The organism is Streptomyces mobaraensis, from assembly GCF_020099395.1.
In the GTDB taxonomy this organism is placed as follows: Bacteria; Actinomycetota; Actinomycetes; order Streptomycetales; family Streptomycetaceae; genus Streptomyces.
On the sequence record NZ_CP083590.1, the window covers coordinates 3,203,588 to 3,218,920 of the forward strand.

13 protein-coding genes are annotated in these 15,333 nt (G+C 73.4%); 3 read left to right on the forward strand and 10 right to left on the reverse strand.

What is annotated here, in order from left to right; translation table 11 throughout:
- Positions 1-338: 338 nt before the first annotated feature.
- Entirely contained in the window at positions 339-1,100 is a 762-nt protein-coding gene (locus K7I03_RS13680) for a phosphoglyceromutase (protein WP_185941564.1), read from the reverse strand.
- A 144-nt stretch (positions 1,101-1,244) separates the two neighbouring features.
- Between K7I03_RS13680 and K7I03_RS13685 the strand changes: the two genes are divergently transcribed.
- Positions 1,245-2,516, forward strand: coding sequence for an MDR family MFS transporter (locus K7I03_RS13685; protein ID WP_185941669.1), 1,272 nt, complete (start codon positions 1,245-1,247; stop codon positions 2,514-2,516).
- Between the two features lie 7 nt (positions 2,517-2,523).
- On the opposite strand, the gene K7I03_RS13690 is transcribed toward K7I03_RS13685, so the two are convergent.
- Positions 2,524-3,051 (reverse strand): type III secretion system chaperone family protein, encoded by a 528-nt coding sequence (locus K7I03_RS13690; RefSeq protein ID WP_224347036.1) that lies wholly within the window; start codon positions 3,049-3,051, stop codon positions 2,524-2,526.
- Positions 3,044-4,411: a D-inositol-3-phosphate glycosyltransferase gene (mshA, locus tag K7I03_RS13695; RefSeq protein WP_185941565.1), complete on the reverse strand. Its 1,368-nt coding sequence runs from the start codon at positions 4,409-4,411 to the stop codon at positions 3,044-3,046. The genes K7I03_RS13690 and mshA overlap by 8 nt, the downstream gene beginning before the upstream one ends.
- 187 nt (positions 4,412-4,598) lie before the next feature.
- Here mshA and K7I03_RS13700 point away from each other — a divergent pair, with 187 nt between their 5' ends.
- Complete coding sequence (locus K7I03_RS13700) at positions 4,599-5,414, forward strand: class I SAM-dependent methyltransferase (RefSeq protein ID WP_185941566.1); 816 nt, start codon at positions 4,599-4,601, stop codon at positions 5,412-5,414.
- 166 nt (positions 5,415-5,580) lie between these two features.
- Here the strand turns inward: K7I03_RS13700 and K7I03_RS13705 are convergent, their stop codons facing one another.
- The 7 genes from K7I03_RS13705 to mshD form a co-directional block, all read right to left on the reverse strand.
- On the reverse strand, positions 5,581-6,018 hold the full coding sequence (locus tag K7I03_RS13705) for an NUDIX hydrolase (protein WP_185941567.1): 438 nt from the start codon (positions 6,016-6,018) through the stop codon (positions 5,581-5,583).
- Positions 6,015-7,172 carry a CHAD domain-containing protein gene (locus K7I03_RS13710; protein ID WP_185941568.1) on the reverse strand — a complete coding sequence of 386 codons (1,158 nt, stop codon included), beginning with the start codon at positions 7,170-7,172 and terminating at the stop codon, positions 6,015-6,017. The genes K7I03_RS13705 and K7I03_RS13710 overlap by 4 nt, the downstream gene beginning before the upstream one ends.
- A complete protein-coding gene (locus K7I03_RS13715; protein ID WP_185941569.1) occupies positions 7,153-9,564 on the reverse strand; it encodes an RNA degradosome polyphosphate kinase in 2,412 nt (803 codons plus the stop codon). The genes K7I03_RS13710 and K7I03_RS13715 overlap by 20 nt, the downstream gene beginning before the upstream one ends.
- A gap of 217 nt (positions 9,565-9,781) precedes the next feature.
- On the reverse strand, positions 9,782-10,810 hold the full coding sequence (locus K7I03_RS13720) for an ABC transporter permease (RefSeq protein ID WP_185941570.1): 1,029 nt from the start codon (positions 10,808-10,810) through the stop codon (positions 9,782-9,784).
- Positions 10,807-11,742 carry an ABC transporter ATP-binding protein gene (locus K7I03_RS13725; RefSeq protein ID WP_185941571.1) on the reverse strand — a complete coding sequence of 312 codons (936 nt, stop codon included), beginning with the start codon at positions 11,740-11,742 and terminating at the stop codon, positions 10,807-10,809. The genes K7I03_RS13720 and K7I03_RS13725 overlap by 4 nt, the downstream gene beginning before the upstream one ends.
- The gene (locus tag K7I03_RS13730) at positions 11,739-12,194 is read right to left on the reverse strand and encodes a GntR family transcriptional regulator (protein WP_185941572.1); all 456 of its coding nucleotides are present in this window, start codon (positions 12,192-12,194) and stop codon (positions 11,739-11,741) included. The genes K7I03_RS13725 and K7I03_RS13730 overlap by 4 nt, the downstream gene beginning before the upstream one ends.
- 103 nt (positions 12,195-12,297) lie before the next feature.
- Positions 12,298-13,230, reverse strand: a complete 933-nt coding sequence (gene mshD / locus K7I03_RS13735; protein WP_185941573.1) for a mycothiol synthase — start codon at positions 13,228-13,230, stop codon at positions 12,298-12,300.
- Positions 13,231-13,433: 203 nt separating this feature from the next.
- Between mshD and K7I03_RS13740 the strand changes: the two genes are divergently transcribed.
- A complete protein-coding gene (locus tag K7I03_RS13740) occupies positions 13,434-15,269 on the forward strand; it encodes a bifunctional metallophosphatase/5'-nucleotidase (protein ID WP_185941574.1) in 1,836 nt (611 codons plus the stop codon).
- Positions 15,270-15,333: the final 64 nt, after the last annotated feature.

Here is a 15,333-nt window from a genome sequence, read left to right on the forward strand (position 1 = left end):
CGTACGCCCCCTGACGCACCCGGTGCGCCCACACACTCGTACATCGAGCGCATTGACGGCCGGCGGCGGGTGAGCGTTGAGTGGGGTGTGGCAGACCACCCATCGAGGAGGTACCGCATGACCGGTTCTCTCGCGAACACCCCTGAGCGTGTGATCCCCGCAGCGCCCGCGATGAGCGGATGCCAGTGCGGCCCAGGTTGCTCCTGTGGTTGCCAGCAGGGCGGCTCCTGCCAATGCGGCGGCAGCTGCGGCTGACACGCCTCACACGTCACTCACGGGAAGGGCCCCCGGGCGGCCGAACGCCGCTCGGGGGCCCTTGCCCGTACCGTGCCGAGGTCTTACTTCTTCTTGCCCTGGTTCTTCACGGCCTCGATCGCGGCCTTGGCGGCCTCCGGGTCGAGGTAGGTGCCGCCGGGGACGACCGGGCGGAAGTCGGCGTCGAGCTCGTAGGCGAGCGGGATGCCGGTGGGGATGTTGAGGCCCGCGATGTCGGCGTCGGAGATGCCGTCCAGGTGCTTGACCAGGGCGCGCAGCGAGTTGCCGTGGGCGGCGACCAGGACCGTGCGGCCGGCCAGCAGGTCCGGGACGATGCCGTCGTACCAGTACGGCAGCATGCGGACGACGACGTCCTTGAGGCACTCGGTGCGGGGGCGCAGCTCCGGGGGGATGGAGGCGTAGCGCGGGTCCTCGCTCTGGGAGAACTCGGCGCCGTCCTCCAGGGCGGGCGGCGGGGTGTCGTACGAGCGGCGCCAGAGCATGAACTGCTCCTCGCCGAACTCGGCCAGCGTCTGGGCCTTGTCCTTGCCCTGGAGGGCGCCGTAGTGGCGCTCGTTCAGGCGCCAGGAACGGTGGACGGGGATCCAGTGGCGGTCGGCCGCCTCCAGGGCCAGCTGCGCGGTGCGGATGGCGCGCTTCTGGAGGGAGGTGTGGACCACGTCAGGGAGCAGGCCGGCGTCCTTGAGCAGTTCTCCGCCGCGGACGGCCTCCTTCTCGCCCTTCTCGTTCAGGTTGACGTCCACCCAGCCGGTGAACAGGTTCTTCGCGTTCCACTCGCTCTCGCCGTGGCGGAGGAGGATGAGCTTGTACGGTGCGTCGGCCATGCCCTTGAGCGTAATCGACGGGCTGGGGGTGCCGCTCACGATGCCGTTTGACGCACCTTGTCAATTGAATGGCGTGCTCACGCCAGACGCTCGTAACGTGCGGACCACCGAGACGGCACTTACCACAGGGGGGGCGGACGCGTGATGACGCGGATGGGCAGGGCGGCGAGGGAAAGCGTGGCGGGGCTCCCCCGTGCGTTCTGGTGGCTGTGGGTCTGCACGCTGGTCAACCGGCTGGGCGGGTTCGTCGCCACGTTCCTCGCGCTGTACCTGACGCTGGAGCGCGGCTACTCCCCGTTCTTCGCCGGGCTGGTCGCCGCCCTGCACGGGCTCGGCGGGGTGATCGCCTCGGTCGGGGCGGGCGTGCTGACCGACCGGCTCGGACGGCGGCCCACCCTGATGATCGCCCAGGTCGGGACGGCCGCCTCGGTGGCGCTGCTCGGCTTCGTCCACGATCCCGTGTCGATCTCGGGCGCCGCCTTCCTGGTGGGCTTGGCGAGCAACTCCTCGCGGCCCGCCGTCACCGCGATGATGGCCGACATCGTCCGGCCCGAGGACCGGCTCCGGGCGTACTCGATCAACTACTGGGCGATCAACCTCGGCTTCGCGATCTCCTCGACGGCGGCCGGGTTCGTCGCCGAGTACAGCTATCTGGCCGGCTTCCTCGGAGAGGCCGCGATCACGCTGGCCTGCGCCGTCCTGGCCTACTTCACGCTCCCCGAGTCGCGGCCCGAGCCGGCCGCGCCGTCGGCCGCCGGCGAGGGGGCGCCCGCCGTGGGGCTGGGCACGGTGCTGCGGGACGGCCGGTTCATGGGCGTCACCGGCCTGGCGTTCCTGGTGGCGCTCCTCTTCACACAGAGCTCGGTCGCGCTGCCGGTGGCGATGGGCCGGGCCGGGCTCTCCACCCAGGACTACGGCATGGTCATGGCCGTCAACGGCATCATGATCGTCGCCCTCCAGATCCCGGTGACCCGCCTCATCGAACGCCGCGACCCCCGGATGCTGCTGGTCTTCTCCGCCCTGCTCGCCGGGTACGGCTTCGGCCTGACCGCGTTCGCCGGCTCGGTCGGCTTCTTCGCGCTGACCATCGCCGTCTGGACGCTCGCCGAGATCGTCAACGCCCCCACCCAGTCCGGCATGGTGGTGCGCTTCTCGCCGCGCCACGCGCGGGGCCGCTACCAGGGTGTGTTCTCGCTGTCCTGGACCCTGTCGTCGCTGGTCGCGCCGCTGACGGGCGGCGCGGTCATCGAGGAGTTCGGCGCCGACGTGCTCTGGGCCGGGTGCGCGGTGATCGGCACCTTCGCGGCGGCCGGCTACTGGCTGCTGACCCGGAACCTGCCGGAAGAAGGCGCCATGGACGCGGTACGCACGGGGGGAACGGAGCGGGAGGAGCGGCCCGCACCGCAGGCCGCCTGACCTGCCGTCAGGCCGACGGGGCGTCAGGCCCCGTACGCCCCTCCCCCGTCAGCCGTCCGAACGCCTCCAGGTTGCGCGTGGACTCGCCCCGCGCGGTGCGCCACGCGTACTCCTTGCGGATCGCGCTCGCGAACCCCATCTCCAGCAGGGTGTTGAAGCTGCCGTCCGCGTTCTCCAGCACCACGCCGAGAATCCGGTCGACCTCCTCCGGCGTGACGGCCGCCAGCGGCAGCCGCCCGACGAGGTAGACGTCACCGAGGTGGTCGACGGCGTACGCGACGCCGTACAGCCGGGTGTTGCGCTCCAGCAGCCAGCGGTGCACCGCCTCGTGGTTCTCGTCGGGGCGGCGCACCACGAAGGCGTTGACGGAGAGGGAGTGATTGCCGACGACCAGCGACACGGTCGTCGACAGCTTCCGGGTGCCGGGCAGCTTCACGACGTACGTGCCGTCGGCCGGGCTCTCCCACTCGATCGCGGCCTCGGCGAGCGTGCGCTCGATGACGGTCCTCGCGTCGGACATCTGCCGTTCAGCCATGCGACGAGCGTAGGCGACGCCGCCGCTCGCCGATCGCCTCGGTGTACACCGCGGCCGTGGCGGCGGCCGCCGTGTCCCAGCCGAAGGACCGGGCGTGTGCCGCCGCCGCGGCGCCCATCGTGTCCGCGAGCTCCGGCGCGTCCGCGAAGCGTTCGAGCGCCCGCGCGTAGTCGACGGGGTCGTGGCCGTCCACCAGGAAGCCGCTGGCCCCGTGCCGGACCGCCACCGGAAGCCCGCCCACCGCCGCCGCGACGACCGGCGTGCCGCAGGCCTGCGCCTCCACCGCCACCAGGCCGAACGACTCGCTGTACGAGGGCATGACCAGCACGGACGCCGCGCGGTACCAGTCCGCGAGCCGTTCCTGGTCGACCGGCGGACGGAATCTGACCACGTCGGCGATGCCCAGCCGGGCGGCCAGCTTCTGGAGCTCCTCCGGCTTCGCCAGACCGCTGCCGCTCGGGCCGCCGACCACCGGGACGACGATCCGCGAGCGCAGCGTGGGCCGGCGGTCCAGCAGCTCGGCCACCGCGCGCAGCAGCACGTCGGGCGCCTTCAGCGGCTGGATCCGGCCGGCGAACAGCGGGACCAGCGCGTCCCGCGGCAGCCCGAGCCGGTCGCGGGCGGCGGCCCGGCCGTCGGCCTCCCGGAACCGCTCCAGATTGACGCCCGGATGGACGACGGCGACCTTGTCCGGCGCCGCGTCGTAGTGCCGGACCAGCTCCTCCGCCTCCCCCTCCGTGTTGGCGATCAGCCGGTCGGCCGCGCGGACGATCTGCGTCTCGCCGATCACCCGGGCCTGCGGCTCCGGGGTGTCGCCCGCGGCGAGCGCCGCGTTCTTCACCTTGGCCATCGTGTGCATCGCGTGCACCAGCGGCACGCCCCAGCGGTCGGCCGCCAGCCAGCCGACATGGCCGGACAGCCAGTAATGCGAGTGGACGAGGTCGTAGTAACCCGGCCGGTGGCCCGCCCACGCCTGCGTCACCCCATGGGTGAAGGCGCACAGCTGGGCCGGCAGCTCCTCCTTCGCCAGCCCCTCGTACGGGCCGGCATCGATGTGCCGGACGAGGACACCGGGCGCCAGCTCCACGGCGGGCGGCAGCTGCCCGGTGGTCGCCCGGGTGAAGACCTCCACCTCGATGCCGAGCGCGGCGAGCCGCTTGGCGAGCTCGACGATGTAGACGTTCATGCCGCCCGCGTCGCCCGTGCCGGGCTGGTGCAGCGGCGACGTGTGGACGCTGAGCATCGCGACGCGGCGCGGCAGCCGGCCCTGCGCGCGGCGCAGGAACTGCTGGGGCCGGGAGAAGGGGCTGCCATGCGTACGGGTGCGGCGCGTGCCGCGCCGGGGTGCGTACTGGCTCACCGTTCGGGTCCTCCGTCCGCCTGTGGGGGGCGTGCGTGGGTCTGATGCGTCAGGGGGCCTCGTGCAGGGCCTGATGCAGGGGTCAACCCTTCGAACACGAGGCCGGGGATTCCCCTTCCCTCCTTTACCAAAGAGTGATGCGGCCCTCACGGTCCGGCGCCGAACCGGAACCGCTTACGCTCGGTGCATGGCCGCCGCCCGACCCGCCCCCGCCCCGCCGCACCGCCCCGTCGGGACGGCGACACGCGGCACGACCAACCCGAACCGGTTGCGCCGGATGGACCGCTGGATCACCGCCGCCCACGCCACCGCCCTGCGCCGCGCCGCCGACCCCGTCGCCGTCGACCTCGGCTACGGCGCCGCCCCCTGGACCGCCGTCGAGCTGCTGGACCGGCTGCGCCGGGTACGCGCCGACGCGCGGGTGGTCGGCGTCGAGATCGACCCGGCCCGGGTGGCCGCGGCCGTGCCCTACGAGCGGGACGGGCTGACCTTCGCCCACGGCGGCTTCGAAGTACCCCTCGCGCCCGGCCGCCGGCCCCTGATCATCCGGGCGGCGAACGTGCTGCGGCAGTACGACGAGGCTTCCGTCGCCGCCGTCTGGGCCCGGCTGTGCGCCCGGCTCGACCCCGACGGGCTGCTCGTCGAGGGCACCTGCGACGAGATCGGGCGGCGGCACGTATGGGTCGCCCTCGGTCCGGAAGGGCCGCGGACCGTCACCTTCGCGACGCGGCTCGGGTCGCTCGGGACACCGTCCGACCTGGCGGAGCGGCTGCCGAAAGCGCTCATCCACCGGAACGTGCCCGGGGAGCCCGTGCACGCTTTTCTGCGGGAATTCGACCGGGCCTGGGCGGCGGCCGCTCCTTACGCCTCGCTGGGGGCCCGACAGCGGTGGATCCGGGCGGTGACCTCCCTGGCCGGGAACTGGCCGCTCGCGGACGGGCCCCGGCGGTGGCGGCAGGGGGAGGTCACGGTGCGGTGGGAGGCGGTGGCCCCTCGGGGGTGACGGTGCCCCGGGCCCTCCCCTTCGCCGCTTCCTGGGGCTGCGCCCCAGACCCCGCTTGTCGCGGCTCCGCCGCTCGTCCTCAAGCGCCGGACGGGCTGAATTCAGCCCGCCTGGGGGGTGCGCGGGCGCAGCCCTCGCAAGAAACGGTGAAAGGGCGGGACCGGGGCTACTCCACCCCCAAGACCACCAGCAAGGCGTCCACCAACCCCCGGTCCCGGTCGTGCGTCAGACGAGTCCGCGCCTCGTCAGGGGACAACCACGCCAGGCGGTCGACCTCCCGGTTGGGGACGAACGTGCCACTGACGGGCCCGGCCGCCCAATAGCGCACCTCTTTGGTGCGGCCGTCGGCCACCGGGTACCGCGAGGTCGGCAGGGGCGGCCCCAGGACGCAGTCCAGACCCGTCTCCTCGCGGACCTCGCGGAGCGCCCCGGACCGCGCGTCCTCCCCCCGCTTCAACTTGCCCTTCGGGAACGACCAGTCCAGGTACTTCGGCCGGTGGACGAGCGCGAGCTCGATCCCCTCCGGGCCGCGCCGCCACAGCACGCACCCCGCCGCGCGGACGACCGCGTTCTCCGCCCCGGCGGGCGGCCGCACGGGCTTCACCGGGCGGGCACCCCCATCCGCTGCCAGACCCGGACGAAGGCGAAGCGCGCGGCCTCCACCTCGTAGCGCTGGTCCGCGCGGAGCACGCCCAGGGCGTACGCGGTGGCCGGGGCGATGCGCGGGGTGCGGGCGGCGGCAGCGGCGTAGGAGGCGGCCTCGGCCGCGTCGCGGTGGCGGTCGAGGGCCTGGCCGGCGCTCAACAGCCTTATGGTGAGGCCGGGTTCCACCTCCGTCTGGTGCTGTTCGTCGAGCACCTCCTGCGCGTACCGGCGCAGCCGCACCAGCAGGCGTACCTGGTGCCAGGGGGCGTCCTGCCGGCTCTCGGCCGCGGGGACGCCCGCGTCGGCGAGGGCGTGGGAGAGCGCCTCGGCGTTGTAGGGCAGGCCGGCGGCGGTCAGCGGCAGGGTGTCGACCTCCTCCAGGAGCAGTCGGTGGCTCTGCTCCGCCAGCAGCGGCAGGGCCTCCTGGGCCCGCAGGTCGTGGGCGGCGGAGTCGAGCGGCGGGTCGGTCGACAGGACGGCGACGGCGTCGGCGACCGCGTGGAAGCGCGCGGAGCCGAGCGCCTGGAGGGCCGCCGAGTGGGCGCGCGTCCGGGCCAGTGTGAGCTGGCGTTCCAGCAGCGCGCCGGCGCGCGCGGCGCCCACGGCGGGTGCGGCGGCGCTCCCGGCCTCGGCCGCGCCGGACAGTCGGTGCAACGCGCCCCGCAGCCGCGCGAGCCGGGCCGCGCAGGCGTACTCGCGTCCCAACGTCTCGGTCAGCCAGGCGAGTTCGGAACGGAACTGATCGGTCCAGGGCACCTCGGTCAGCGGGCGGAAGACCTGGAGCGTCCCCGCGATGCGGCGGGCGGCGGCGCGCAGCAGCCGGACGGCCTCGGCCGCCTCCTCGGCGGCGGTCCCGGCGCCGTGCCCGCTGTCGCCGTGCAGCCGCAGGCCGCGCAGGAACTCCGTCGCCTGCTGGTGGAGGTAGCGGGCGAGGACGTCGGCGGCGCTGCCGGTGCCGTGCGCGGGCCTGCCGTCGCCGGGCGCGCGGCGCGCCTGGGGCGGTGGCGCGGCGGCCGTGTCCGTCGTCGTGTCGGTCGTCGTGTCGGTCGTCGTGTCGGTCCGCCCACCGGCCGCGGTGAGGGCGCCCGAGGCGTCACGGGGTCGCTGTGCCACGCCGGCGCCTCCGGGCGTCGATGAGGATTTCCTGGACGTTGCGCAGCGGCCGGCCGTCGGCGTCGGTCGCGTGCCGGGTCCAGCCGCCGTCCGGGCCGAGGTGCCAGGACGCGGTCCGGTCGGACATGCCGAGTTCCAGCAGCCGGCTGAGCGAGGCGCGGTGCGCGGGGTCGGTGACCCGGACGAGCGTCTCGATGCGCCGGTCGAGATTGCGGTGCATCATGTCGGCGCTGCCGAGCCACACCTCGGGCTCACCTCCGTTCGCGAAGGCGAAGACGCGGGAGTGTTCCAGGAACCGCCCGAGGACGCTGCGCACCCGGATGTTCTCCGACAGCCCGGGCACGCCGGGCCGCAGGGCGCAGATGCCGCGCACCCATACGTCCACCGGGACCCCGGCGCGCGAGGCGCGGTAGAGGGCGTCGATCACGGTCTCGTCCACCATCGCGTTGACCTTGATCCGGATGGAGGCCGGCCGGCCGTCCCGGCGGTGGGCGACCTCGCGCGTGATGCGGGCGACCAGGCCGTCGCGGAGCGAGCGGGGGGCGACGAGCAGCCGCCGGTAGGTCTGCCGGCGGGAGTAGCCGGACAGCCGGTTGAAGAGGTCGGACAGGTCGGCGCCCACCTGGGGGTCGGCGGTGAGCAGTCCCAGGTCCTCGTAGAGCCGGGCGGTCTTCGGGTGGTAGTTGCCCGTTCCCACGTGCGAATAGCGTCGGAGGGTGTCGCCCTCCTGCCGTACCACCAGCGACAGCTTGCAGTGCGTCTTCAGGCCGACGAGCCCGTAGACGACGTGGCAGCCGGCCTCCTCCAGCTTCCGCGCCCACTTGATGTTCGCCTGCTCGTCGAAGCGCGCCTTGATCTCGACCAGGACGAGCACCTGCTTCCCGGACTCCGCGGCGTCTATCAGCGCGTCGACGATCGGGGAGTCGCCGGACGTCCGGTACAGCGTCTGCTTGATGGCGAGGACGTCCGGATCGGCCGCGGCCTGTTCGAGGAAGGACTGGACGGAGGTGGAGAACGAGTCGTACGGATGGTGGAGCAGCACGTCCCGCTCGCGCAGGGCGGCGAACACGTCCGGTGCCGTCGCGGACTCCACCTCGGCCAGATCGCGGTGCGTCCCGGCGACGAACGTGGGGTACTTGAGCTCCGGCCGGTCCAGGGCGGCGATGTGGAACAGCGCGGTGAGGTCGAGCGGCCCCGGCAGCGGGTAGACCTCCGCGTCGGAGATCTTCAGCTCGCGGACGAGCAGGTCGAGGACGTACGGGTCGATGGACTCCTCGACCTCCAGCCGCACGGGCGGGCCGAAGCGGCGGCGCATGAGCTCCTTCTCCAGCGCCTGGAGCAGGTTCTCCGCGTCGTCCTCCTCGACCTCCAGATCCTCGTTGCGCGTCACCCGGAACATGTGGTGCCCCAGCACCTCCATCCCCGGGAACAACTCCTCCAGGTGCGCCGCGATCACGTCCTCCAGCGGCACGTACCGCTGCGGCGACGCCTCCAGGAACCGCGACAGCAGCGGCGGCACCTTCACACGTGCGAAGTGCTCATGCCCGCTGACCGGGTTGCGGACGACCACGGCCAGGTTGAGCGACAGCCCGGAGATGTACGGGAAGGGGTGCGCCGGGTCGACGGCGAGCGGGGTGAGGACGGGGAAGATCCGCCGGCGGAAGAGGGTGAAGAGGCGTGCCTGCTCCTTCTCGGTCAGCTCGGCCCAGCGGATCAGGTGGATGCCCCGCTCGGCCAGCTCGGGGGCGACGTCCTGCTGGTAGCAGGCGGCGTGCCGGGCCATGAGCTCCCGGGAGCGGGTCCAGATCAGCTCCAGCACCTCGCGCGGCTGGAGGCCGGACGCGGAGCGGGTGGCGACGCCGGTGGCGATGCGGCGCTTGAGGCCGGCGACGCGGACCATGAAGAACTCGTCGAGGTTGCTCGCGAAGATCGCCAGGAAGTTGGCGCGTTCGAGGAGCGGTGTCGCCGGGTCCTCGGCCAGCTCCAGCACCCGCTCGTTGAACGCCAGCCAGCTGCGCTCGCGGTCCAGGAAGCGGTTCTCGGGCAGCGGCTCGCCGTCCCGGGCCGGGTCCTGCTCGCGGTCGTCGTAGCCGTCCGCGTAGTCGATCCCGGCGTCCGCCGCGCGGGCCTCCGCGTAGGGAGCCGCCGCGTAGGGAGCCGCCGGGTAGGGGGCCACCGGATGGGGGGCGGGCTCGGGCCCGTCGTACGCGTCGTACTCGGCGTAGCCGTCGAGGTCGGCGTCCAGGTCGGGTTCCGGTTCGGGGACGTCCGGGGCGGCCGGGCCCGCCCGGTGCGCGGCGGCGAGGAAGCCGCCGGGGCGCGGGCCCGCGTACCGGTCGCCGGAGGGCCCCTCCGCCTCCCGGGGGCGCGAGAACGCCGGAGGATCTGCCATACCCTCATTGTTCCGCTCGTCCGGGAGGGCGGGCACGGCGGAGACCGCGGCGGCGCGTGGCCTGCGTTGTCGTGCGTGGGGGGCGACCGGCTGCATTCCGCAAGACTGGCAACCGCGGTTGAATCACGGGTAACGCCCACATGGCGTGCGGGGAACCCGGGAGCCTCCCGGGGGTGACCGGAGGATTCCGGTGCCGCGCCGCGGGGCACGGCCGGGCCTACGGAACGACGTGCCGTACCCACCGCAGCGCCGCCCAGGCGGCGAGCGCGGCCAGTGCGACGAGGATGCCCGCCTCCAGCCACGCCAGGGGCCAGTGGTCCCCCGGCGGATGGTGGTCGAGGTACCAGCGGTCGGCGTTGTGCGTGGTCAGACAGCGCTCCGGGGAGACCCCGACGCCGCAGGCGTCGTCCGGTATACGTTCACCCGAACGAGTGAGCATCCCGCGCCCGATGACCCAGGTGCCGTCATTCGGATACCCCGGCATGCGGAGCGAGACCGTCCGGGTGCGGGGCCACAGATGGGGGCGGAGGTAACCCAGCGCGGAGCGCACCACCCCGTACCCCAGCAGCGTCACGAACATCGCCGGCACCGTGCGCCGCGTCGCCAGCGCCGCGAGCGCCCCGAACGCGACGCCGCACAGGGCGTTGGCGACCGGCATCGGGCCGAGCATCCCGAACGAGTCGTACCAGCGCTGGCCGGGCAGCAGTTCGGTGGGGACGGCGGTCCAGCACCAGGTGTAGAGCGCCGACATCAGCGACACCCCGACGAGCACCAGCACCGCGGGCACCGCGAGTTTGGCCGCGAGCCAGCGGGCCGGCGGGAGGGACTGGGTCCACGCCAGCCGCCACGTACCGCTCTCCAGCTCCCGGGCGACCATCGGGCCGGCCGTGAACAGGCCCGCCAGCAGCGGCACATACTGCACCAGCAGCCCGTTGAAGTGCAGCGCGTCACCGTACCCGGCCCGGAAGTCGGCGGCCGGCGACCAGCGTTCGGCGCATTCCCGGTCCCCGCCGGCGCAGAGGTCGGCGAGGGTCCGGATGTCCGCGTCCTTCCGCAACAGCAGTCCCAGTAGCGCCAGTTGCACCAGCTCGGCGACCAGCAGCAGCGTCAGGACGACCAGGGTCGCCCGGTGCTGGCGCAGGACGAGCCAGACGAAGCCGCGCGGCCGGAACCGGCTCCGGCCGGACTCCGTTGCCGTGGAGTCGGCGGGGACCGGTGAGGAAGCGGGGGACAGAGTGGCGGTCACGCGGCGGCCCTCCCGGACCGGGGTTCGGCGCTCGGGGTGAGCAGCGGGGGGACGGCGGGGGCGCGAAGGTGGGCGAGGAGCAGGTCCTCCAGGGTGGGCTCCGACGTCTCCCACCGGCCCGCGATCGGCCCTTCCGGCCGGAGGACGGCGGTGAGCTGCCGGCCCGTCGTCCGCGCCGAGACGACCGTGTGCGCGTCGAACGCCTTCGGCAGGCCCGGCCCCTCGTGGCGGCCCACGACGACACGGTGGACGCCGATCAGATCCTCGACCTCGCCCGCCAGCCGGATCCGGCCGCCGCCCAGCAGCAACAGGTAGTCGCAGACGCCGTCGAGCTCGGAGAGGACGTGCGAGGCCAGCACGATCGTGGTGGCGTGCTCGGCGGCCTCCGTCATCAGGGCCGCCGTGATCTCGTGCCGCACCAACGGGTCGAGGTCGGCCATCGGCTCGTCCAGCAACAGCAGGTCGGGCCGCTTGCCGAAGGCCAGAGCGAGCGCGACCCGCGTGCGCTGGCCCGCGGAGAGCGCACCGACACGCGCGTGCGACGGCAGGTTCCCCTCCCGCACCAGGCGTTCCGCCGCCGCCTGGTCCCAGCGGCCCGGGTTGAGCTCGCGTCCCATGCGCAGCGTGTCGGCGACGGTGAACTGCGGGTACAGCGGCTTGTCCTGTGGCAGGTACGCCACCCGGGGCCGCGTCCCCCGGTGCCCCACCGGCCCGCCCAGCACCTCCAGCCGCCCCGACTCCGGCCGCCGCAGCCCCGCGACGACGGAGAGCAGGGTCGACTTGCCGGCGCCGTTGGGACCGACGAGCGCGCAGACCCGTCCCGTGGGCACCCGGAACGAGCAGTCCCGCAACGCCCAGGAGCGCCGGTGCTTCACGCCCAGCCCGGCCGCCTCGACGGCGGTTCCGCCGGGGACGTAGGTGAGGTCGGTCATCCGGTCCTCTCGTCGGCGTGGTCGGTACGGTCGGTGCGGTCGAGGGCGTACGGGCCGCCGCCGGGCGGCGCGCCGCCGAAGCACTCGTCCAGGACGGACGCCACCAGGGCGGAGACGTCGTCCCGGTCGAGCCCCGCCGCGCGGGCCCGCTCGGCCCAGCCGGCCAGTTCGGCGCGGAGCGGCGAGTCGGCGGCGGCGCCCGGCCGGGCCAGGGAGCGCCGGACGAACGTCCCGAGCCCGGGGCGCGCCTCGACCAGGCCCGCGCGGTCGAGTTCGCGGTACGCCTTCAGGACGGTGTTGGGGTTGATGGCGGTGGCCGCCACGACCTCGCGGGCGGTGGGGAGCTGGTCGCCCGGCATCAGCAGGCCCAGCCGGAGGGCCTGTTCGACCTGCCGGGCGATCTGCACGTAGGGAGCGACGCCGCTGCGGCGGTCGATGCGGAACTCGACCACGCCCTCACCCTGCTTCCACTGACCTATTCCACTAAATACCTAGTGAAAGCAGGATGACGTCACTCCGCTTCCTTCGTCAACAGCCGCCCTGTGCGGGGAGGGGTCAGGACTCCGTGCGGTACATCAGATCCGTCTCGTGCACGGTGAAGCCCAGCCGCTCGTACACCGTCACGGCCGGCACGTTGTCCGCGTCCACGTAGAGCATCGCCGTCGGCAGCCCGGCCGCGGCGAGGTGGCGGAGGCCGATGGTGGTCAGCGCCTTGCCGAGGCCGCCGCCCTGGGCACCGGGCCGGATGCCGACCACGTACACCTCGCCGAGGCCCTCCTCGGCGTGCACCTTCGTCCAGTGGAAGCCGACGATCGCGCCGTCGCGTTCGGCGAGGAAGAAGCCCTCGGGGTCGAACCAGCCCTCGGCCTTGCGGTCGTCCAGGTCGCGCTGGGTGAGCGAGCCCTGTTCCGGATGGTGGGCGAACGCCTCGGCGTTGACGGCGAGCCAGGCCGCGTCGTCGTCCCCGGGCCGGAAGGTCCGGACGGTGACGCCCTCGGGCAGCCGGGGCTCGGGCAGGTCCAGGCCCTCCAGCGGACGCCGCATCTGCCGCAACTCGCGGAACAGGCTCATCCCCAGCACCTGCGCGAGGTGGCGGGCGGCCGGGTGGCCGCCATGCGCCCAGACCCGCAGCCGCTTGCCGGACTCCCGCAGCAGCGCGTTGCCCAGCGCCCGGCCGTGGCCGCGCCCCCGGTACGCCGGGTGCACCACGAGCTCGCCGGCGGGCGCCTCGACGGGATCGGTGTCCTCCAGCTGCGCGTACCCGGCGAGGACCTCGGTGCCGTCGGTCACGTCGTGCAGCAGCAGGTGGCGGACGCCCGGCCGGCCGCCCTTCAGCTGAAGCCGGCCCTGCTCGGAGACGGCCTGCCGGCCGTCGGCCGCGGCGGCCTCCGCGATCAGCCGCAGCACGTCCCGCGCACGCTCGGGCGCCGGCTCGTCCAGCACCTCGATCCGGCGCCGCCCGCTGTCGTCGTTCCACTCGTCAGTCATGGCACCGAGCCTATGCCGCGGCCGGAGCGGGACAGCGGTGCGGGGCGGGGCCCCCGCGGCGTACGGCACGGGGGGAAACGCCCGAGCGCTACCGATTCGTCACCTCAAGGCTCCTGCGCACTACGCGCGTTGACCGTAGGCTGCGGCAGACCGCATCACCTGGCACGCGCCAGACCGGCACGAACATTCACAAAGGGGAACCCATGCACGCGACGCCGCCACGGAAGCGTCTCGCGAGACGGCTGGCCGCCAGCGCCGCCGCCCTCGCCGCCACCGCCGGTGTCCTCGCCGCCACGCCCGCAGGGGCGGCGACCTCGCACGGTCACGGCCATGACCACGGGCATGGCCGTGACCACGGCCGGACCGTCGACGTCCAGCTGCTGTCCTTCAACGACCTGCACGGCAACCTGGAGCCGCCGCAGGGCTCGTCCGGCACCGTCACCGAGGCGCAGAAGGACGGGACGAAGAAGGTCATACCCGCCGGCGGGATGGAGTACCTGGCCGACGCGCTCCGCACCGCGCGCAAGGGGCACGAGTACTCGATCACCGCCGCGGCCGGCGACATGATCGGCGCCAGCCCGCTGATGTCCGGCCTCTTCCACGACGAGCCCACCATCGAGGCGCTCAACAAGCTGAAGCTCGACGTCACCTCCGTCGGCAACCACGAGTTCGACGAGGGCCGGGCCGAGCTGCTGCGGATGCAGCGCGGCGGGTGCCACCCCAAGGACGGCTGCTTCGAGAAGGGCAAGAAGTTCCGGGGCGCGGACTTCCCCTACCTCGCCGCGAACGTCACCGACGAGAAGACCGGCAAGCCCATCCTCAAGCCGTACACGATCTGGCGGCACAAGGGCGTGAAGATCGGCATCATCGGCCTGACGCTCAAGGGCACCCCCGACGTCGTCACGGCCGAGGGCGTCAAGGGCCTGAAGTTCGCCGACGAGGTCGCGACCATCGACAAGTACGCCAAGGAGCTCGACCGCCAGGGCGTCAAGGCGATCGTCACCCTCGTGCACGAGGGCGGCATGCCGGCCTCGGGCGCGTACAACGACGACTGCGACTCGCCGGGCGCCGGCGCCGGCATCTCCGGCCCGATCGTCGACATCGCCAAGAAGGTCACGCCGAAGGTCGACGCCTTCATCACCGGCCACACGCACCAGGCGTACGCCTGCACCATCCCCGACCCGGCCGGCAACCCGCGCACGGTGACCTCGGCCGCCTCCTTCGGCCGGCTGTACACGGACACCACGCTGACGTACGACCGCCGCACCCGTGACTTCGTCCGCACCCCGGTCGCCCGGCCGCACGCCACCAACCACGTCGTCGACCGCGACCGGCCCAAGGCCGCGGACATGACCTCCCTCATCGCCCGCTGGAACGCGCTCGCCGCCCCGATCGCCAACCGGCCCGTCGGCTACATCAGCGCCGACATCAACGGCCGCGGCTCCGAGGCGTACGAGAAGCCGCTCGGCGACGTCATCGCCGACTCCCAGCTCGAGGCCCTGGCCCCGGCCGACAAGGGCGGCGCCCAGATCGCCTTCATGAACCCCGGCGGCATCCGCTCCGACCTCGCCTACAAGGCCGCGGGCGGCGAGGGCGACGGCGTCGTCACCTACGGCAAGGCGTTCACCGTCCAGCCGTTCACCAACATGATGCAGACCGCCGACCTCACCGGCGCACAGGTGATCTCCGTCCTCCAGCAGCAGGTCAGCGGCGCGGTCAACGGCCCCCAGCCGAAGATCCTGCAGATCAGCAAGGGCCTGACCTACACCCTGGACCTGACGAGGACCGGCGCCGACCGCGTCGTCGCCTCAACCGTCAAGCTCAACGGCACGGCGATCGACCCGGCGAAGACGTACCGCGTCGCGGCGAACGAGTTCCTGATGGGCGGCGGCGACGGCTTCGCCACCTTCAAGGAGGCCAAGAACAAGCGCGTCGGCGCGTCGGACCTGGACGTCTTCCTCGCCTACCTGGGCGCGCACTCCACCAAGACCAGCCCCCTGTCCCCGCCGAAGGCGGACCGGATCACGGTCGTGAAGTAAGCACCGGACGGCGGCACCATCCGTGACGTCGCCCCGCGGCGGAACCCTCCGCCGCGGGGCGCGA